Origin of the sequence: Mitsuokella jalaludinii (genome assembly GCF_928722185.1) — a bacterium.
GTDB classification, from domain to species: domain Bacteria; phylum Bacillota; class Negativicutes; order Selenomonadales; family Selenomonadaceae; genus Mitsuokella; species Mitsuokella jalaludinii.
The window spans coordinates 63,689-83,429 of the sequence record NZ_CAKMXA010000001.1; the positions used below are offsets into that span (position 1 = coordinate 63,689).

Here is a 19,741-nt window from a genome sequence, read left to right on the forward strand (position 1 = left end):
CGATGCTTTACACGACACTCCGCATCATCTTTGCCGTCATCTTTCAACTGCTGTTCCGCGCCAAGACGTACGGCAAGGAGAACCTGCCCGCAGAAGGGCCCGTCATCCTCGCAGCCAACCACATGAGCAACTGGGACCCGCCGCTCCTCGCGACGTTCCTGCCGCGCCCCGTCTCGTACATGGCGAAAATCGAGCTCTTCGAGCACCCGATCTTCGGCGCGGCCATTCGCCGCTGCCATGCCTTCCCCGTGAAGCGCGGCGCGGCAGACCGCGGCGCCATCAAGGCGGCCGTCAATGTGCTCAGGCAGGGCCGTGTGCTCGGCCTCTTCCCAGAGGGCACGCGCAGCAAGGACGGGAAACTCCACAAGGCCGAGGCCGGCGTCGGCCTGCTCGCCGCGATGAGCGGTGCTCCTGTCGTGCCGGCCTGTATCGTCGGTACGGACCGCATCATGCAGAAAGGCGGCTTCCTGCCAAAGCTCTCCATCATGTACGGCGAGCCGATGCATTTCACGGGCGATAAACGCGACAAGGAGCAGCTTGAGGCCTTTTCGCAAGAAATCATGGCTCATATCGCGGTCATGCGCGAAGAAATTGAAAAAATTTCCTAAAACCATTTGCCTGACGCCCTCATGCATGATATACTAGGCTATAGATTGTAAAAAAGCCTTCTGGGCGTCTTTGCAATAATATGATTTATGGTGGTAGATGTATGGAAGTCATCTTAGCAGATTATCTTGGCTTTTGCTATGGCGTCAAGCGCGCCATCAAGATTGCCAGGGAGAATGCTTCTGCTGACGGGACTGCCTGTACGCTCGGACCCATCATCCACAATCCGCAGATGGTCGACAGGTTGCGCCGCGAGGGCGTCGGCTCGGTAGACAGTCTCGAGGAGATGGAGAAGGGGACCGTCATCATCCGCTCGCACGGCGTGGGCCCCGCGGTCTACGACGAGGCGAAGGCCCGCGGACTCGAGCTCGTGGACGCGACATGCCCGCATGTCAAGAAAGCGCAGCTTTCGGCCAAGGAGCTCGTGGATGAAGGGTACAGTGTGGTCATCATCGGAGAGAAGAACCATCCGGAGGTCAAGAGCATCTTCGAGTGGTCATCCGGAAGAGCACAGATCATCGAGACCGAGGAAGAAGCCGATGGGATAGAGCCCTGCGGCAAGCTCGGCATCGTATGCCAGACGACGTTTTCTGGAGCGCGCTTCCGTCAGATTGTCATGCGCCTTCTTGAGAAGTCCAGGGACATCAAGATCCTGCGAACCATCTGTACGGCGACAGACCAGCGACAGGCCGCTGCCATAGATCTTGCCAGCAAGGTTGACCTCATGCTGGTCATCGGCGGCAAGAACAGTGCCAACACGACAAGGCTCGCACAGCTTTGTTCCGAGAAGTGCCTGACTTACCACATCGAGACTGCAGCGGAGCTGCACGACGAGTGGTTTGACAAAATAAAGAAAATTGGTATTACAGCTGGTGCTTCTACACCGGACTGGATTATCAAGGAGGTATATAAAAAGTGTCAGAACAGATGAACATGGAAGAGTTATTAGCACAGGAGTCCCTGCCGGATATCCAGGAGCGCACCACTGTAAAAGGTAAGGTCATCCAGGTAAACCGCGACGAGGCTTATGTCGATATCGGATACAAGCAGGAGATCGCAATCCCGAAGCGCGAGCTGGCTTACCCGGCTCCGGAGTCCGCTGAGGACGTCGTCAAAGTCGGCGATGTCATCGATGTCTATGTCGTTTCCCTCGGTGGCGACAACGGCGGCATCCTCTCCAAGGTAAAGGCTGACCGCATGGTCGCTTGGACGGAGATGGAGAAGAAGAAGGAAGCTGGCGAGACGGTCCAGGCGAACATCACGCAGGTCGTCAAGGGCGGCCTCGTGGCATCCGTCGATGGCCTGCGCGGCTTCATCCCGGCATCCCAGATGGAACTCCACTTTGTCAAGGACCTCTCCATCTATGTCGGCCAGACGGTCGAGGCGGAGATCATCGAGATCGATGTCCACAAGCAGCGTCTCGTCCTCTCCCGTCGTGCTCTCCTCGAGGCTGAGCGCGAGAAGAAGGAAGCGGAAGTATTCTCCACGCTCGAGGCTGGCCAGACGGTACGCGGCACGGTCAAGCGCCTCGTCGACTACGGTGCATTCATCGATATCGGCGGCGTAGACGGCCTTGCACACATCTCCGACCTCGCTTGGCACCGCGTCAAGCATCCGTCGGATGTCCTCGAAGTCGGCCAGGAGCTCGACGTCTATGTCAAGAGCGTTGATCCGGAGAGCAAGCGCATCTCCCTGTCCGTCAAGGACACGATGCGTGATCCGTGGTACGACTCCGCTGAGAAGTACAGCGAAGGCCAGATCATCGAAGGCAAAGTCATCAAGCTGACGGACTTCGGTGCATTCATGGAGATCGAGCCGGGCTTCGATGGCCTGATCCCGATGGGCGAGCTCGCAGACAAGCGCATCGAGCGCGCCGATGAAGCCGTTCATGTCGGCGACATCGTCCGCGTCAAGATCCTCCGCATCGACACGAAGCGCAAGCGCATCTCGCTGTCCATCACGAAGGCTCGCGACTGAGCGATTGGGACTTGCGTCTAAAATAAGATAAGACATTCTGAGGAGTGATGATTTATGCATCACTCCTTTGTTTGTAGTGCAAGAGAGTAAGAATATGAGCAAATATTATCCAGGTATCATCCTGCGCGTCTATCCGGGCAGCCTCGCAGAAGAGCTCGAACTCGTGCCGGGCGACAAGATTCTCGAGATCAACGGGCAGGGACTGCGCGACATCATCGATCTGAGCTTCGCGATGGCGGACGAGGAGATCGACATGCTCGTCGAGCATGCAGATGGTGAGCAGGAGATGATCTCATTCGAGAAGGAAATCGACGAAGAGCTCGGTGTCGAGTTCGAGTCGGCCGTCTTTGACGGCATCCGCAACTGCGCGAATCACTGCTACTTCTGCTTCGTCGATATGATCGCGCCGAACATGCGCCAGAGCCTCTCCATCAAGGATGACGACTACCGCCTGTCGTTCCTCTACGGCAACTTCGTCACGATGACGAACATGGGGCCGAATGACTTCCGGCGCATCAAGCAGTTCCATCTCTCGCCGCTCTTTGTCTCCGTGCAGTGCATGAACCCCGAATTGCGCGCGCAGATGCTGCGCTGCCCCGGTGCGGCGAAGATCGCGGAGCAACTCGACCATCTCGAGGAGGCGGGGGCCGACTACCATACGCAGGTCGTGCTCTGCGCTGGCCTCAATGACGGCGCAGAGCTCGAGCGCACGATACGCGAGGTTGTCGCGCGCCGCCCGCACGCGCTGTCGCTGGCCATCGTCCCCGTTGGCATCACGAAGTACCGTACAGATCCCTTCCCCTTGCACCAGTTCGATGCAGAGGGAGCGGCGCGCGTCATCGACGAAGTCGAGAAGTGGCAGAAGAAGATCCAGCAGGAGGAGGGGCGCACCTTCATCTACCTCGGCGATGAGTTCTACTTCCTCGCGGGCCGCCCTGTGCCGCCGACTTCGTTCTACGACGGCTTCCCACAGCTCGACAACGGCATCGGACTCACGCGCAACTTCATCAACGACTGGGATAAGGAGTCCAATGCGCACGAGGAAATCGCATCGTATGAAGAGCCTGTCTATCTCGATGTCGTCACGGGCACGGCCGTCGCGCCTGTCATGCAGGAGCTCGCGAGGAAGGCGGAAGATGCGCATGCAAACCTTCATGTGCGTATTGTGCCGGTCGAGAACGAGCATTTCGGCACGACGGTCAACGTCTCTGGTCTCTTGACAGCGCATGACATCATGGTGGCCCTGAAGCGCCTCGATGGCCCGCGCGCGGGCATCCTGATCCCTGAGCCCGCCCTGCGCTCGGGCGAGGACATCTTCCTCGACGACGTGAGCCTCTCATCCATGCGCGAGGCGTTCCCCGAAAGCCGCATCGAGCCCGTGCAGACGGGCGCGGATTATTACCGCGCCCTGATGGACTGGCCGCACTACGCGAAGCGCCGTGCGGGTGAGACGGCCTACATGTGGCAGAGCAACGCGGGCTATACCAAGAATATCCAGTATTGATTCACATGTTTATTTTATAGAGAAAGAGGGATGAATATGAGCAAACCAATCGTGGCGATTGTCGGCCGCCCGAACGTCGGCAAGTCCACGCTCTTCAATCAGATCGGCAAGAAGCGCGTCTCCATCGTCGACGACATGCCGGGCGTCACGCGCGACCGCATCTATCTCGACGCGGAGTGGCTCAACCAGCACTTCACGATGATCGACACCGGCGGCATCGAGTTCGATGAGAGCAACCACATCCTCAAGTCGATGCGCCAGCAGGCACAGCTGGCCATGGAGGAGGCCGACGTCATCCTGTTCCTCGTCGACGGCCGCTCCGGCCTGACGACGGCAGATGAAGAGGTCGCGCGCCTGCTGCGCAGCACGAAGAAGCCGGTCATCCTCGCGGTCAACAAGATTGACAGCCCGCAGCGCGCGATGGACGTCTACGAGTTCTACAATCTGGGCCTCGGCGATCCGATCCCCATCTCGGCATCGAATGCGATGAATCTCGGCGATCTGCTCGACGCAATCGTCGCGGCCTTCCCGAAGAAGGTCGAGGAGAGCAAGGATGAGGATGAGATCCGCATCGCCGTCATCGGCCGCCCGAATGTCGGCAAATCCTCCATCGTCAACGCGATCCTCGGCGAGGACCGCGTCATCGTCAGCGACGTGCCGGGCACGACGCGTGACGCCATCGACACGCACTTCACGAAGGACGGCATGAAGTTCACGCTGATCGACACGGCAGGCATGCGCCGCCGCGGCAAGATCGAGGAGGCCGTCGAGCGTTACAGTGTCATGCGCTCGCTGCGCGCCATCGACCGCGCCGACGTCGTGCTCATGATGATCAACGCCTTCGAGGGCATCACGGAGCAGGACAAGAAGATCGCGGGCTATGCACACGAGTCGGGCAAGGGCGTCGTCATCGTCGTCAACAAGTGGGATATCTACCCGGACAAGGACGATAAGTCGACGCTGCGCTTCACCGAGGAACTGCGCGACAAGCTCGGCTTCCTGCAGTACGCGCCGGTGCTCTATACCTCGGCCCTGACGGGCCAGCGCGTCGCGCGCGTGACGGACCTCGTGCGCTACGTGGCCGAGCAGCAGGCGATGCGCATCAAGACGAGCGTCCTCAACGAGCTCATCCGCGATGCCGTTTCCATCAACCCGCCGCCGATGCACCGCGGCCGCCAGCTCAAGATCCTCTTCATGACGCAGACGGATATCTGCCCCCCGAAGTTCATCATCTTCGTCAACGATCCGGAGCTCATGCACTTCTCGTATCTGCGCTTCATCGAGAACCGTCTGCGCGAGCAGTTCGGCTTTGAGGGTACGCCGCTGCGCCTCATCGTGCGCGCGCGCAAAGAGGAGGAGGATTACTGATGGCATCGGTCCTCCTCGTCTGCCTCGCGAGCTACCTTCTGGGCTCCATCCCGAACGGTCTCGTCTTCGGCAAGCTCATCTGGCACGTCGACCTGCGCGAGTACGGCAGCCACAACATCGGGGCGACGAATGCTTGGCGCACGCTCGGCAAGGGACCGGGCTTCCTGATCTTCCTGCTCGACTTCCTCAAGGGCGCCCTTAGCGTCGGCCTCGCGGAAGTGTTCGCGCCTCTGCCGCTCGTCATGGTCATAGCGGGCATCCTGGCCATCGTCGGCCACTCGTGCTCGCTCTTCCTGCACTTCAAGGGCGGCAAGGGCGTGGCGACGGGCCTCGGCGTCATCGCGATGCTCATGCCGCTGCCGAGCCTCATCGTCTTCCTCGTCTGGCTCGCCATCGTCATGGTCACGAAGTACGTCTCGCTCGGCTCGTGCATCGCGGCGGCACTCGTGCCGATCCTCTCGTATGCCTGGGGCTATCCGGGTGCCTACACGGCCTTCGGCGTGCTCGCAGCGGCCTTCATCATCATCCGCCACAAGGCCAATATCGTCCGTTTGATGAATGGCACCGAGAACAAGATCCACGCCGGTCACCGCGACTGACCTGAAAAGTGTCATGTGACCGTATCTAGTTTTGCTACAGATGTTTACAGCCTGCGCATGCAGGCTGTTTTTTTGCACAAAATGGTGAGAAAGTTAACATTTTGTGAAATCCATCCATATGATTTGGACAAATCCGGAAATTTCATTGGCATTTGTGCACATCTTATGGTATACTATCCTTTGTCAAAAGAATAGTATCCATTGGAGGCGTAATATATGAACAAGGAGAAAAGCGGATTCTTCCTCGTCCGCGAGGAGATCCTGCCAGAGGCAATCAAGAAGACCATCCGTGTCAAAGAGATGCTCAAGCGCGGCGATGCGCGCACGATCAACGAGGCCGTCGAGAAGATGGAACTCTCGCGCAGTGCCTACTACAAGTACAAGGACTATGTCTTTCCGTTCTACGAGGCGAGTCGCAACAAGATCGTCACGCTGACGCTGCTCCTTGAGCACAAGAAGGGCGTCCTCTCGAGCGTGCTCAACACGATCTCGGCAGACTCGGGCAGTGTCATGACGATCAACCAGGGCATCCCGCTGCAGGGTGTCGCCAATGCCACAGTCTCCATCGAGACGGCCAATCTCTCGGTCGATCTCGAAGCTCTGCTCGATAAGCTCCGCATGGTCGATGGCGTCAAGCGCCTCGAAGTCCTCGGACAGTCGTAAGGAAAGAAGGTGTGTCGGATGGAAAAAGTCATTAAAATCGGTTTGCTCGGGTCCGGTACGGTGGGCTCTGGTGTTATCCAGGTGCTCGAGATGAATCGGCCGCAGATTACGGAACGCGTCGGCACACCGATCGAGATCAAGACGGTGCTCGTGCGAGATGTCAAGAAGCCGCGCCCGCAGCTCGGGCATCTGCATCTCACAGACAAGATCGAGGATATCCTCGAGGATCCGGAGATAGATGTCGTCGTGGAGCTCATGGGCGGCATCCACCCCGCGCGTGAGTACATGCTGCGCGCGATGGAGGCAGGCAAGAGTGTCGTGACGGCCAACAAGGATGTCGTCGCACAGTTCGGCAAGGACATGTTCGCGATGGCAGAGGAAAAAGACGTCGACTTCCGCTTCGAGGCGAGCGTCGGCGGCGGCATCCCCATCATCACGCCGCTCAAGCAATGCCTGACAGCCAACCGCATCACGGAGATTCTCGGCATCGTCAACGGCACGACGAACTACATGCTGACAAAGATGACGGAGTGCGGTGCCGACTACGACACCGTCCTCAAGGAGGCACAGGCCAAGGGTTACGCCGAGGCGAACCCGTCAGCAGACGTCGACGGACTCGACGCGGCGCGCAAGGCGGCCATCCTCTCGTCGCTGGCGTTCAACACGCGCGTGCAGCTCGAGGATGTCTCGGTCGAGGGCATCACGAAGATCACGCCGGACGACATCGAGTACGCGAAGGACCTCGGCTATGTCATCAAGCTGCTGGCTGTCGGCAAGGATTCCGATGAGAACGGCGTCGATGTGCGCGTCCATCCGGTCTTCCTGCCGAAGACGCATCCGCTGGCTTCGGTCAACGGCGTCTACAATGCCATCTTCGTGCGCGGCAACGCCATCGGCGAGGCGATGTTCTACGGCCAGGGCGCCGGCTCGCTGCCGACGGCCTCCGCTGTCATCTCCGACATCATCGACGTCGCGCGCGACATCCTCAACCGCACCTTCGGCCATGTTCGCTGCACGTGCTACGAGCAGAAGAAGCTCTGCCCGCTCGAGGCGACTTCTTCTTCCTACTATGTGCGCCTGCTCGTCGACGATAAGCCGGGCGTGCTCGGTGCCATCGCGACGGCTTTCGGCGATGCCGGCGTGAGCCTCAAGTCGGTCATCCAGACGCGCCGCAATGTCGTTGACCATGCGGAGATCGTCGCCATCACGCATCTCGTCGAGCACGAGCGCATCGAGAAGGCGCTGAAGGCCCTGCGCGAGCTGCCTGTCGTCGATGAGATCCGCAATGTGATCCGCGTCGAGAATGAGGAACGGGGGTAAGAGTATGGCAGAGAAATGTGTCCGCGTCCGTGTCCCTGGTACGAGCGCCAACTGCGGCCCAGGCTTTGACTGCCTCGGCCTCGCCTGCACGGTCTACAATGACCTGGAGCTGCGCCTGACGCGCGAGCCGGGCCTGTCCATCACGATGACGGGCGAGGGGGCGACGAACATCCCGTGCGACAACCGCAACATCGTCTGGCGGTCGGCGCAGTACCTCTTAGAGAAGGCCGGCAAGGACAAGGAATACCGCGGCGCCGTCATCCACATGGAGAACCGCGTGCCGCTCTCGCGCGGCCTCGGCAGCTCGGCGACGGCCATCGTCGCCGGATTGACGGCGGCGAATGCCCTGATCGGCAATCCCTTCAACCGCCGCGAGATCCTGCAGTTCGCGACGAACATCGAGGGTCATCCCGACAATGTGGCACCGGCCATTTTCGGCGGTTTTACCGTCAATGCGGTCACGAACGGCCGCGTCGACTGCTTCAGCTTCCTGCCGCGTTTCCGCATGAAGTTCGTCGTCGCTGTGCCGAATTTCCCGCTCTCAACGCGCATGGCCCGCAAGGTCCTGCCGACGGAAGTGCCGATGAAGGACGCCATCTTCAATATCGGCCGCGCCTCGATGCTTGTCGCCGCCCTGACGCGCGGCAATGAGCGCTACTTGCGGCTTGGCCTCGACGATGCCCTGCATCAGCCGTACCGCGCGGAGCTCATCCCGGGCATGTACGATGTCTTCAAGGCCGCGCGCCGAGCGGGCGCTGCCGGCGCGACGCTCAGCGGTGCCGGCCCGTGCCTCATCGCCTACGTGCTGGAGCGCCGCCATGCGGAGGAAGCTGTCGGCAAGGCCATGCTCGAGGCATTCCGCAAGCATGACGTCGATGCGCGCATCCTGACGCTCGACCTCGACACGCACGGTGCACAGATCCTGAAGTGAGGATAAGTGTATGACGGAAGAGGCATTTGCAGAGCTCCTGCGCGCAAATGGTGCGCGCGTCTTCATCGTCGGCGGCTGGGTGCGCGACGCTCTGCGCCACGTGCGGCCGCACGACAAGGACTACATGGTATCGGGCATTGCTGAGGCAGACTTCCAGCAGCTCTTCCCAGCGGCGCAGAAAGTCGGCCACGGGTTCCCGGTCTACCTCGTCTCCATCGACGGCTCTCTCTCGGAGGTCGCCTTCGCGCGCAAGGAGAAGAAGGAGGGGCGGGGCTACCGCGGCTTCCGCGTCTCGTACGACCCATCGGTCACGGTGGAGGAGGACCTCTACAGACGGGACACGACGATGAACAGCATGGCGCTGGAGCTCCCGGGAAAGCAGCTCATTGACCCGTACCACGGTGCCCAGGATGTGGCGGACAAGGTCATCCGCGCCGTCTCGCATCACTTCACCGAAGATCCTGTGCGCGCCCTGCGCGCAGCGCGCCAGGCAGCGGAGTTCGGCTTCTCCATCACGGAGGAGACAATCCGTTACATGAACGCCTGCCGCGCAGAGCTCCAGCATGAGCCGCAGGAGCGCATCGTCGCTGAATTGCGGCGCGCCCTGCAGTCGCCGAGGCCTTCGGTATTCTTCCGCGCGCTCGAGCAGGCGGATATCCTCGCCGTGACTTTTCCTGAGCTCTCGCTGCTTATCGGCAAGACGCAGCCGCCTGAGTACCATCCCGAGGGCGATGCCTGGCAGCACACGATGCAGGTCGTCGACCGTGCTGCCGAGAGGACGCCAAATATCGCCGCGCGCTTTGCCGCGCTCGTCCACGACATCGGCAAGGGCACGACGCCAAAGGAGATGGAGCCACATCACTATGGCCACGAACTGCGCGGGCTCGAACAGCTTGCCTCGTGGAACAGGCGCGTGACGCTGCCGAAGGACTGGTTGCGCGCGGGCCGCTTCCTCATTGAGCAGCACATGCGGGCGCCTCTTTTAGAGCGTCCCGGCAAGATTGCCGCACTGCTGCTGCTCGTCGACAAGCAGCGGCCCGTCCTTAGCCTTGCGGACTTCAACGCGGTCATCGAAGCCGATCATCAGAGCCTGCCCGACTACCTCGTGCACGGCGAGGCGCTGCTCGCAGCCATGCATGGCGTCAGCGGCAAGGATGCACCAAGTGGCCTTGCGGGCCGTGCCGTCGGACAGTGGCTCGCCGAGCGCCAGACTGCCGTCCTTGTGAAGGCACTCGCGGCTGTGCGTGCCCGGGCATGATATTGCAAGCAAAGAAGAAATCTTCCTGCTCAAGGCAGGAAGATTTCTTTTTTTCGCGAATCTATTATAAATAGACGAACAATTAAAAGAAAATCCTGCGCAAGGGGGAATCTGTATGGCAATCATCATGCCCTATAAATCCGCCGCTCCGAAGATTGACGAGAGCGTATACCTGGCACCGACAGCCGTCGTTACCGGCGATGTCACGATTGAGGAGGGCACGAGCATCTGGTTCGGCGCCGTCGTCCGCGGTGACTTCCAGCCCATCAAGATCGGCAAGAACACGAACATCCAGGAGAATGCGACCATACACGTGATGCACGATCATCCGACGACGATTGGCGAGGGTGTCAGCATCGGGCACAATGCCGTCATCCACAGCAAGAGCATCGGCGACCACACGCTCATCGGCATGGGCTCCATCATCATGGGGGATACGGTCATCGGCGAGAACGTCGTCATCGGTGCCGGCACGATGATCGAGCAGGGTCGCAAGATCCCGTCGAACTCCCTGGTCTACGGGAATCCGGCGCAGATCATCCGCGGCCTGCGCGATGATGAGATCGAGGCACTGAAGGAATCTTCGCTGCGCTACCGCAAGGTGGCCGAGCACTACAAGGAAGCAGCAGAACGTCTCTAAAGCAGCTGCTGCAATCCGTCAATATCAGGAATAAGGGGATCATCAGAAATGGAAAAGACACTTGTACTAATCAAACCAGACGCATTCGCAAGACATCATGCAGGCGATATCATTAAACGATATGAGAGTGAGGGCTTCCGCATCCTGGCCATGAAGCTGCTGAAGATGGATGAGCGCCTGGCGTCCATCCACTATGCCGAGCATATCGGCCGTCCGTACTACAAGGACCTCGTTGGCTTCATGACATCGGGCCCGCTCATCGCGATGGTCCTCGAGGGCGAAGACGCGATTGCCCGCGTGCGCAAGATCAACGGCAAGACGAACCCGAAGGATGCCGAGGAAGGCACCATCCGCAAGGAATTCGCGACTTCTGGCCGCCGCAATGCCGTGCACGCCTCGGACAGCCCGGAGAGTGCGGCGCGCGAGATCGCGATCTTCTTCAATCAGACGGAAATCTACGATGGCACCTACCATGTGGAAGCCGATGATTGATAGATTGATCAATAATCAGTGCTAGGAGGGATTATCATGTCAATCACGACAAAGACAGGAGATAACGGCGAGACGAGCCTCTTGACAGGCGAGCGCGTCAAGAAGAGCGGTCTGCGCGTCGATACGTACGGCACGCTCGATGAAGTTGATTCGGCACTGGGCTTGGCACGCGCCTTTTCCGACAAGGACGATGTCGCCGAGCGCATCCTGAAGCTCCAGCGCAAGCTGCCCGCGCTCATGGCCGACTTTGCGAGCTGCGGCACGGAATCGCGCATCACGATGGAAGATGTCCGCGAGATCGAATCCTGGTGCGACGATGTGGAGTCGGACCTTCCCGAGGAGCACGCCTTCATCATCCCGGGCGGCTCGCAGAGCGGCGCCATGCTGGACCTCGCGCGCACGACGGCCCGTCGCGCTGAGCGCTGTGCTTGCCGTCTGGCCGAGGCAGAAGAAGTCGCTGCAAGCGACCGCATCTACCTCAACCGCCTCTCGGATTACTGCTACCTGCTCATGCGCCTCGAAGAGGACATCTACGAGGACGACTGAGCCTTCGAAGAAGAACCTGTGTCCCTGCCGACAACGGACAATCGTCCATTGTCGGCAGGGACATTTTTGCATGAGGACTCATGATTTCTTTTTTATCAGGCAGGAAAATTCTGACTTCTAGCGAATATAGAACACATAAGCAAAAATAGGAAGCACTAGGAGGGATTGCGATGAAATCTTACAAGAGTTCCAACCTGCGCAACGTTGCCGTCATCGGCCATGGCAAGACGGGCAAGACGAGCCTGCTCGATGCCTGCCTGTTCAATGCGGGTGCTGTCAAGCGCCTCGGCAGTGTGGAAGAGCACACGAGTGTGCTCGACTGCGAGCCGGAGGAAGAGAGCCGCGGCATGACGATCAACCTGAAGCTTGCCGCCTGCGAATGGCGTGACTATAAGATCAATTTCATCGATACGCCGGGCTATCCGGACTTCGTCGGCGAAGTCAAGGGCGCGCTGACGGCAGCGGACAGTGCCCTCATCGTGATCTCGGCCCCGTCTGGCATCGAGGTCGAGACGGAGAAGGCATGGCGCTATGCCGAGGAAGCGGAGCTGCCGCGCGCGTTCTTCATCAACAAGATGGACCGCGAGCACGCCGACTTCCAGCAAGTCGTCGAAGAGCTGCGCGTGCGCTTTGGCGCGGGTGTCGTGCCCGTGCAGTTGCCGATTGGCCAGGAAGCGGCCTTCCAGGGTGTCGTCGACCTCTTGGCCCTGCACATGAAGATCGTCACGCATGACGAGGAAGACCTCATCGCCGACATCCCGGAATACATCCAGGGCGACGTCGAGGAGGCGCGCCAGAAGCTCATCGAGTCTGTCGCGGAGTTCAACAACGAATTGCTCGAGAAGTACATCGAAGGTACGGAGATCACGGAGGTCGAAGTGGCGGCCGCTCTGATTGAGGGCATCCAGGCCGGCAAGATCTTCCCGGTCTTCTGCGGCTCGGCGAAGCAGAATATCGGCGTCAAGAAGCTCATGAACGGCATCGTCGAGTACCTGCCGACGCCGTACTTCCACGTCGCCATCGGCATGGATCCGCAGGACGGGGACCTCAAGGAGCGTCATACGGAGGATGCGTTCTCGGCACAGGTATTCAAGACGGTTGTCGACCCGTTCGTCGGCCGCATGAGTTACCTGCGCATCTTCTCTGGCACGATGAAGGGCGATGCCACTTACATGCATCCCAACAAGGAGAATGCGGAGCGCGTCGGTACGATCTTCTCCTTGCAGGGCAAGCGCCAGGAGCATCTGAATGCTGCGGAGGCCGGCGATATCGTCGCGACGACGAAGCTGCAGTCGGTCAGGACGGGCGATACGCTCTGCGATAGCGCCGACCCCATCGTCTACGAGGAGATCGCCTACCCGGCCCCGATGCTCGCGATGGCAGCTTCCGCCCACAAGAAGGGCGAGGAGGACAAGGTTTTCGGCGCGCTTGCCAAGCAGCAGGATGAAGACCCGACCATCGTCGTGGAGAAGAATCCGGAGACGCATGAGACAATCCTGCGCGGCATCGGCGAGGTTCACCTCGAGGTCCTGCGCGACAAGCTTCAGCGCAAGTTCGGCGTCGAGCTCGAACTGCATGAGCCGCGCGTCGCATACCGCGAGACAATCCGCAAGAGCGTCAAGGTGCAGGGCAAGCACAAGAAGCAGAGCGGCGGCCACGGCCAGTACGGCGATGTCTGGCTGGAGATCAGCCCGCAGGAGGCCGGCGCCGGCAATGCATTCACTGAGACAATCTTCGGTGGCAGTGTGCCGCGCCAGTACATCCCGGCCGTTGAGAAGGGCACGGCCGAGACGCTCTCTGGCGGCGTGCTGGCGGGCTACCCTGTCGTCGATGTCAAGGTCAACCTCTACGACGGCTCGTACCACACGGTCGACTCCTCGGAGGCAGCCTTCAAGACAGCGACGGCCCTCGCCATCCGCAAGGGCGTCATGGAGGCGAGCCCTATCCTGCTCGAGCCAATCGATGACATCCGCATCACCGCGCCGGAGTATTACATGGGCGATGTCATGGGACGCCTGAATTCCAAACGTGCGCGCATCCTCGGCATCGAGGGCAAGGGCAAGGACATGAGCGAGATCCATGCCGAGATCCCTGAGTCGCAGCTCTACCGTTTCGCGACGGAGCTTCGCTCCCTGACCCAGGGCCGCGGTAGCTACACGCTCGCCTTCGCCCGCTACGAGCCAGTCCCCGAGAAAAACGCAGAGGAGATCATCCGCGCCGCAAAGGACTGAGGCACCATGCAGCATGATGTGGTAGAATAGGATAGAGGGGAGCGCCCCGCTGACATGGGGAATCCATGCCAGTGGGGCGTTTCTATTGTAAGAATAAGTGATATTCTGTATATCATATAGAGAAGGGATGTGTTGTATTGGCCATTCGCATTCGCAGTTTGGACATCATCAAAGATATCATTCAGGCCTGGTGCCAGAGCAGGCTCTGGCAGCTCTGGACCATCGTGTCGGTCGCACTCGTCACTATCGTTGCCTATGCGGCTAACGAGAATCAGGAAATCCCCTATGTGCAGTACGTCCTACTCGTCGTGTTCTGGGCGTACCCTGTCGGGATGTTCCGGAGCATCCGCCGGCTGAGCTTTTCGGTGAAGATGACGGCGTTCCTGCTCGCTTTCCTACTCGCAGGGGCGACCTGGTACTTCTTCAGTTTCACGACGTTCTACAACGGCGCGAAGTTCTCGAAAGCAGAGGAGGGGCTCGTCCTCTACAACAGCGTACAGAGCATCCTCTCGATGGATGCGCCGCAGGCTGAGAAAGACAAGTGCATCGACGACCTGCTGCGCCATCAGATCTGGCAGCTCGGGGACGGCAAGATTGCGAGCCGCGTGGGCATCACCATCCTGAAGAACGGCAAGGCCTACAAGAGCTGCCCCATCACGGAGGACTACACGCGCTATTATCACGTCGAGCGCATCCCGTACCTTGTGCGCTTCCGCGAGAAGTACCCGGGTGGCTACCCCGACGACGATGACAGCAAGTTTGTGCCGTTTGATGATTTCACAATCGGTTCCAACACATATTCCTTCTCGTACTCGTATGCGAACCGCCCGTATTGGAGCGATGGCTTCAGCCGGGCCATCCTCTTCTCCATCAACGACTGGAAGTCAGATACGAGCTTCATCCGTAAGAAGAACTACCAGCGCTCGTACGACTTTGCTATCTACTTCTACTGCTTCTTCACCGCGCTGATCTTTCTGTTCTACTACGGCGAGAAGCAGAATAAAGATAAGGCGGAGCTTGAACGACGGAGAAAGGAACTTGAACACAAAAATCAGGAGCTTAAGGAATCCAATAATAAATTGGAACGTTATAAGCTCGTCCACAACCAACTGGAGAAGGGCATCATCAAGACGACGCGGTACGACCCGGCGCAGACACTCCAGAACATGGAATTCTCCTGGCGTGATTTTGTGGAGCAGGAGCTCCACAGCGGCGGCCACAGTCTGCGCAATGAAGTGACGGGCCGCAAGGCATCGCAGGAGGAGACGGTGGCTTTCGAGAACCACCTCTACGAGGCCTTCATCCATCCGGCTGTCGAGCGCATCATCAAGCAGCTCTACGCGACGTCCGACATCATCACGACAGAGCCAGCGGTCTACGATACGGCAGAGCTGACGGAATTGCTCATTGCGCACTTCCAGAAGGACTGCCTGTCCGATGACCTCTCGCGCGAGCGCCTGACGATCACCTATGCGCGCGAGAACCTCGCTGGCCATCATGTCAACCTCAATGCGTGCCGCATCGAGAGCATCCTCGACAACCTCTCGTACAACACGGGGCAGGAGCTCGACCGTGTTCTCGAAGCGCTCGATGACTGCGATGACTTCGAGGGATATGATGCCTTCCACGCCGATGTGCAGCTGCAGTTCGCCGTGGTGTCGAAGGATGGGGCGGACTGGTACCGCATCCGCTATCGTGACAATGTCGCGGGCTTCCCCGCCACCATCGTCAACAAGATCTACCATGAACCGGTGCCGAGCTCGAAGGAAGAGGGACGCAAGGGCGAGGGAACGATGTACATCTCGCTGTTCGTCGACCTTCTCAATGGTCAGATAGAGGCCTACAACAGGGAATGGCCCGAGCGCCCGAGCGGCTCGGACCGCAAATATGCCGTGACCGATATCTACATCCCGCTCTGCCAGGCAGATGAAGCAGGACATGCAAGTCGTAAATCGTCTAAGACTTCTGCAGCAGTGTGATAAGGAGGAATTTTATGCTGATCATCATCGTAGACGATGAAAAGGAGCTCCACGAGAGCATGAAGCACATCATCGTAAAGAGATACCCCGAGGTGACCTTTGAGGATTACTACAGCCCGCGTGTCTTTTTAGACCGCCTGCGCAAGCGGCGCATCGCGCACACGGTTGGCGAGATTGCGCTGATCATCCTCGACAACCTATTCCAAGCAGGGCCGGGCGGCGAGACAGGCATCCAAGCACTGCCACGGATCCGCAAGCAGGCACCACAGACGCCCATCCTCTTCCTGACGGCGAATGACAATGCGGAGGAACTCGAGTCCATCACGCAGTATGACATGGTCCATTACCAGCACAAGCCGATGGAAGAGACGCAGTTCTACTTCAAGCTCAAGGAAATCCTGCGGGAGCGGTCGAAGACGCAGCTACTCGGTGTCAAGGAAGAGGAGATTCGCAACCTGCGCCATTCGCTGCAGAGCGAGAAGGACGACGATGTCAAGGCGCAGAAACTCTACGAAGCCTATGCGCCGGCAACGGAGCAAGCTGTTGCTTCGGCCGATGTCCACGAAGATTTAACGACGCTGGAGCGCACGCTCAAGGCGGACTATGAGAATCTCGACGCCAAGGCTATCAAGTTTCTGGCATCGGCAGATGTCCTTTTTCGCCACATCACGGACAAGGAGATGGACTATTCGCCCGTGGCCATCGGCTACGCGAAGGGCGTGGAGTACATCATGCTGAAGCTCTTCCGTCACAAGGGCCTTGTCGACAAGCAGACGAAAGTTATGATGGGCGAGATGGTCACACATGTTTACCGCGACAAGAACAGCTGGCCGCAGGGGTTCGTCAGGCTGATCTCTTCGGTCAAGGAAAAGCGCAACAGTGTGGCGCATACGAACGGCATCAGCCGCCAGGAGGTGGAATTCCTTCGCAAGCTGCTGTTTGAGACGCCATTAGGGGAGTATCGCAATCTGCTCGCCTACTTCTCGGAGGCGATGATCGCTTGAGAGACTTGTCAAGCAAAAGTACTTGCATGGGTCCGTCATTTGTGGTAGAATACTTATATTGTGTTTGGGGGTCATCATGCCCCTGAGTATGAAGGAGGTGTAACACATGGCAAATGTTTGCGAGTTTTGTGCAAAAGGCGAGCTGTCCGGCAACAACGTCAGCCACTCCCACCTGAAGACGAAACGTTCCTGGAAGCCGAACATCCAGCGTGTCCGCGCTGTTGTTGACGGTGAGGTCAAACGTGTCAACGTCTGCACGCGCTGCCTGCGTTCTGGCAAGGTCCAGCGTGCCCTTTGATTTGCGCATAATATCAAAGCTGATATATCATAAATAGAGCAGATAAGAGAGAATCTTATCTGCTCTATTTATTTGCATTCAAGAAACGAGGCGTCAAAAAGAGGGTATCTAACGCTTCACACAGCAGGCTGAAGTTGCGCTTATAGATACCCTCTTTTTGACTTACGTTAGTGAGAGGTAAGGCAAGGCGAGGCGTCAAAAAACAGGTGTCCAACGCTCCGCGCGGCAGGCCGAAGCTTCGCTTATGGACACCTGTTTTTTGATTTATGCGAGTGCAAGGTGAGGCGCCGAAAGCCATTATCCAACGCTCCGCGCAGCAGGCTGAAGCTTCGCTTATGGATAATGGCTTTTGGCTTAGGGAATCGCAGATGAGATGAGGTTATTCGGTCAGCGTTTCGAGTTCGTTGAGGCAGTCGGTGAATTTCTGGAAGGTGATCTGGAAGGGCTCGGGGGTGGTCATGTCGACGCCCGCACGCTGGAGAAGGGTGATGGAATAGTCGCTGCCGCCGCTGGCGAGGTAGTGGAGATAGGCTTTCTGGGCGGGCTCGCCTTTTGTGCGCAGGTTGTGGGAGAGGGTCATGGCGGCAGCGTAGCCTGTTGCGTACTGGTAGACGTAGAAGGGACGGTAGAAGTGGGGGATGCGGCTCCATTCGGCGGCGAGCTCGGTGTCGAGGACGACGTCTTCGCCGTAGTAGGTGCGGTTGAGCTTCATCCAGATGGATTCGAGTTTGTCAGCGGTCAGGGCCTCGCCTTTCTCGACGGCGGCGTGTGTCAGGAGCTCGAATTCGGCGAAGAGCATCTGGCGGAAGACAGTGGTGCGGATCTGCTCGAGGTAGAGGTTGAGATAGTAGAGGCGCTCGCGCCCTTTTGCATGCTGGAGCATGTACTCGAGCAGCAGGTTCTCGTTCGTCGTGGAGGCGACTTCGGCGCAGAAGATGGTGTATTCGGAGTTGACGAAGTCCTGCTCCTGGCTGCTGTACCAGCTGTGCATGGAGTGGCCCATCTCGTGGGCGAGGGTGCTCATGGATTCGTAGGTGTCGTTCCAGCTCATGAGCACGAAGGGGTGGACGCCATAGACGCCCCAGGAGTAGGCGCCGCTGCGCTTGCCCTGGTTCTCGCAGCGGTCGACCCAGCCTGACTCGAGGCCCTGGAAGAGGTCATGCTCATAGGTGCTGCCGAGCGGCGCGAGGGCTTCTTTGAGGATGGCTGTGGCTTGCTCGTAAGTGTAGGCGGCAGCTGGCTTTTCAATGACGGGCACGTAGAGGTCGTACATGTGGACCTTATCGAGCTTGAGCAGGCGCTTCTTGACCGCCATGTAGCGGTGGAGCGCGGGAAGGGCGGCGTGTGTCGCTTCGATGGCGCTGTCGTAGACGGAGAGCGGGATGTTGCTGACATCGAGCGCCGCTGCGCGCATCGTCTCGTAGTGGCGCATGGAGGCCGTGAACTGGCTGCTCTTGACGGAGGCGCTGTAGAGCGAGGCGAAGGTGTTGCGGAAGGCGTGGTACGTCTGGAAAAGCTTCGTGAACGCATCCTGGCGGACTTCTCGCTTCTCGCTGCGCAGGAAGTTCATATAGCGGCTCTCGGAGAGCGGCGTGAGCCTGCCGTCCTCTGAGAGTGTGTCAGGGAATTTGAGGTCGGCATTGGCCATGACGGTGTAGGTGTTGCGCGGAGCGCTGCGGAGCTCACCCGTGCGCGCGAGGAAGGCTTCCTGCTCCGGCGTCAGGATGTGCGCTTTCATGCGCAGCAGCTCCTGCAGGCGGAAACGGTATTTCGCGAGGCCGGGCAGGGCATCGGGCAGGCTCTTGAGCGTTTCCTCTGGCAGGGCCAGCAGCTCCGGTTCGATGAAGGCCGTCGCGGCGCCGGTCTGGTCGAGCAGCGGCATGACGCTTGCGGCATCGGCCTGATACTGTTGGTTGCCCGTGTCGGTGTCAGCCATCATGCGCGCCCAGGCAAAGACGGAAGAGAGCGTGATCTCCATCTCGTCCTGCTTCGTCAGGCAGTTGAGCAGCTGCTGCGGGTCCTTCAGCCTTCCGCGGAACGACTGGATATCATCGAGTTGTCCCGGTATGCTGTCGCGTGCGTCCTGCCAGTCTTCTCGTGTCGCATAGATGTCGGACAGATGCCATTTCTCTGTGGCAGGGCAGTCTTTTCGTGCGGGAATCGTCTTATTTGTCATATCGGTCATCCTTTCCTGGTTTGTTCATGTTTTCCTTGCGGGTGATGCTGCTGTCCCTATTATAGCATAGCCGGGCATGATTCTGTCATTTTGCGGATTTTTGGGGCGCATGCTACAATAGGGGACATAGAATGAGAAGAAGGGGAGCG

18 protein-coding genes are annotated in these 19,741 nt (G+C 59.1%); 17 read left to right on the plus strand and 1 reads right to left on the minus strand.

The annotated features are described in order from the left end of the window. The first annotated feature begins 2 nt into the window (after positions 1–2). The 17 genes from QDI87_RS00260 (at position 3) to rpmB (ending at position 17,416) form a co-directional block, all read left to right on the plus strand. On the plus strand, positions 3–608 hold the full coding sequence (locus QDI87_RS00260; RefSeq protein WP_036375201.1) for a lysophospholipid acyltransferase family protein: 606 nt from the start codon (positions 3–5) through the stop codon (positions 606–608). Positions 609–709: 101 nt separating this feature from the next. After that, on the plus strand, positions 710–1,537 hold the full coding sequence (ispH, locus tag QDI87_RS00265) for a 4-hydroxy-3-methylbut-2-enyl diphosphate reductase (RefSeq protein ID WP_036375204.1): 828 nt from the start codon (positions 710–712) through the stop codon (positions 1,535–1,537). Between the two features lie 2 nt (positions 1,538–1,539). Continuing rightward, complete coding sequence (rpsA, locus tag QDI87_RS00270) at positions 1,540–2,583, plus strand: 30S ribosomal protein S1 (protein WP_244881918.1); 1,044 nt, start codon at positions 1,540–1,542, stop codon at positions 2,581–2,583. A gap of 94 nt (positions 2,584–2,677) precedes the next feature. After that, positions 2,678–4,087: a DUF512 domain-containing protein gene (locus QDI87_RS00275; protein ID WP_278741911.1), complete on the plus strand. Its 1,410-nt coding sequence runs from the start codon at positions 2,678–2,680 to the stop codon at positions 4,085–4,087. A 36-nt stretch (positions 4,088–4,123) separates the two neighbouring features. Further along, entirely contained in the window at positions 4,124–5,455 is a 1,332-nt protein-coding gene (gene der, locus QDI87_RS00280; RefSeq protein ID WP_036375208.1) for a ribosome biogenesis GTPase Der, read from the plus strand. Next, positions 5,455–6,054: a glycerol-3-phosphate 1-O-acyltransferase PlsY gene (gene plsY / locus QDI87_RS00285; protein WP_055162254.1), complete on the plus strand. Its 600-nt coding sequence runs from the start codon at positions 5,455–5,457 to the stop codon at positions 6,052–6,054. The genes der and plsY overlap by 1 nt, the downstream gene beginning before the upstream one ends. 216 nt (positions 6,055–6,270) lie before the next feature. Further along, positions 6,271–6,717 carry an ACT domain-containing protein gene (locus tag QDI87_RS00290; protein WP_036375213.1) on the plus strand — a complete coding sequence of 149 codons (447 nt, stop codon included), beginning with the start codon at positions 6,271–6,273 and terminating at the stop codon, positions 6,715–6,717. Positions 6,718–6,735: 18 nt separating this feature from the next. After that, positions 6,736–8,037: a homoserine dehydrogenase gene (locus QDI87_RS00295; protein ID WP_055162438.1), complete on the plus strand. Its 1,302-nt coding sequence runs from the start codon at positions 6,736–6,738 to the stop codon at positions 8,035–8,037. A 4-nt stretch (positions 8,038–8,041) separates the two neighbouring features. Continuing rightward, positions 8,042–8,968, plus strand: a complete 927-nt coding sequence (gene thrB, locus QDI87_RS00300) for a homoserine kinase (protein ID WP_036375219.1) — start codon at positions 8,042–8,044, stop codon at positions 8,966–8,968. Positions 8,969–8,978: 10 nt separating this feature from the next. Next, positions 8,979–10,226 carry an HD domain-containing protein gene (locus tag QDI87_RS00305; protein ID WP_055162441.1) on the plus strand — a complete coding sequence of 416 codons (1,248 nt, stop codon included), beginning with the start codon at positions 8,979–8,981 and terminating at the stop codon, positions 10,224–10,226. Between the two features lie 115 nt (positions 10,227–10,341). Further along, on the plus strand, positions 10,342–10,866 hold the full coding sequence (locus QDI87_RS00310; RefSeq protein WP_036375224.1) for a gamma carbonic anhydrase family protein: 525 nt from the start codon (positions 10,342–10,344) through the stop codon (positions 10,864–10,866). Between the two features lie 48 nt (positions 10,867–10,914). Then, entirely contained in the window at positions 10,915–11,358 is a 444-nt protein-coding gene (gene ndk, locus QDI87_RS00315; RefSeq protein WP_036375227.1) for a nucleoside-diphosphate kinase, read from the plus strand. Between the two features lie 36 nt (positions 11,359–11,394). Next, complete coding sequence (locus QDI87_RS00320) at positions 11,395–11,904, plus strand: cob(I)yrinic acid a,c-diamide adenosyltransferase (protein ID WP_036375230.1); 510 nt, start codon at positions 11,395–11,397, stop codon at positions 11,902–11,904. Between the two features lie 170 nt (positions 11,905–12,074). Beyond that, positions 12,075–14,135 carry an elongation factor G gene (gene fusA / locus QDI87_RS00325; RefSeq protein ID WP_036375233.1) on the plus strand — a complete coding sequence of 687 codons (2,061 nt, stop codon included), beginning with the start codon at positions 12,075–12,077 and terminating at the stop codon, positions 14,133–14,135. A 137-nt stretch (positions 14,136–14,272) separates the two neighbouring features. Next, positions 14,273–16,114, plus strand: coding sequence for an ATP-binding protein (locus QDI87_RS00330; RefSeq protein ID WP_155948059.1), 1,842 nt, complete (start codon positions 14,273–14,275; stop codon positions 16,112–16,114). Positions 16,115–16,128: 14 nt separating this feature from the next. Further along, positions 16,129–17,118: a response regulator gene (locus QDI87_RS00335; RefSeq protein ID WP_036375238.1), complete on the plus strand. Its 990-nt coding sequence runs from the start codon at positions 16,129–16,131 to the stop codon at positions 17,116–17,118. Between the two features lie 106 nt (positions 17,119–17,224). After that, a complete protein-coding gene (gene rpmB / locus QDI87_RS00340; RefSeq protein WP_036375242.1) occupies positions 17,225–17,416 on the plus strand; it encodes a 50S ribosomal protein L28 in 192 nt (63 codons plus the stop codon). A gap of 379 nt (positions 17,417–17,795) precedes the next feature. On the opposite strand, the gene pepF is transcribed toward rpmB, so the two are convergent. Beyond that, complete coding sequence (pepF, locus tag QDI87_RS00345) at positions 17,796–19,592, minus strand: oligoendopeptidase F (RefSeq protein ID WP_278741912.1); 1,797 nt, start codon at positions 19,590–19,592, stop codon at positions 17,796–17,798. Between the last annotated feature and the right edge of the window lie 149 nt (positions 19,593–19,741).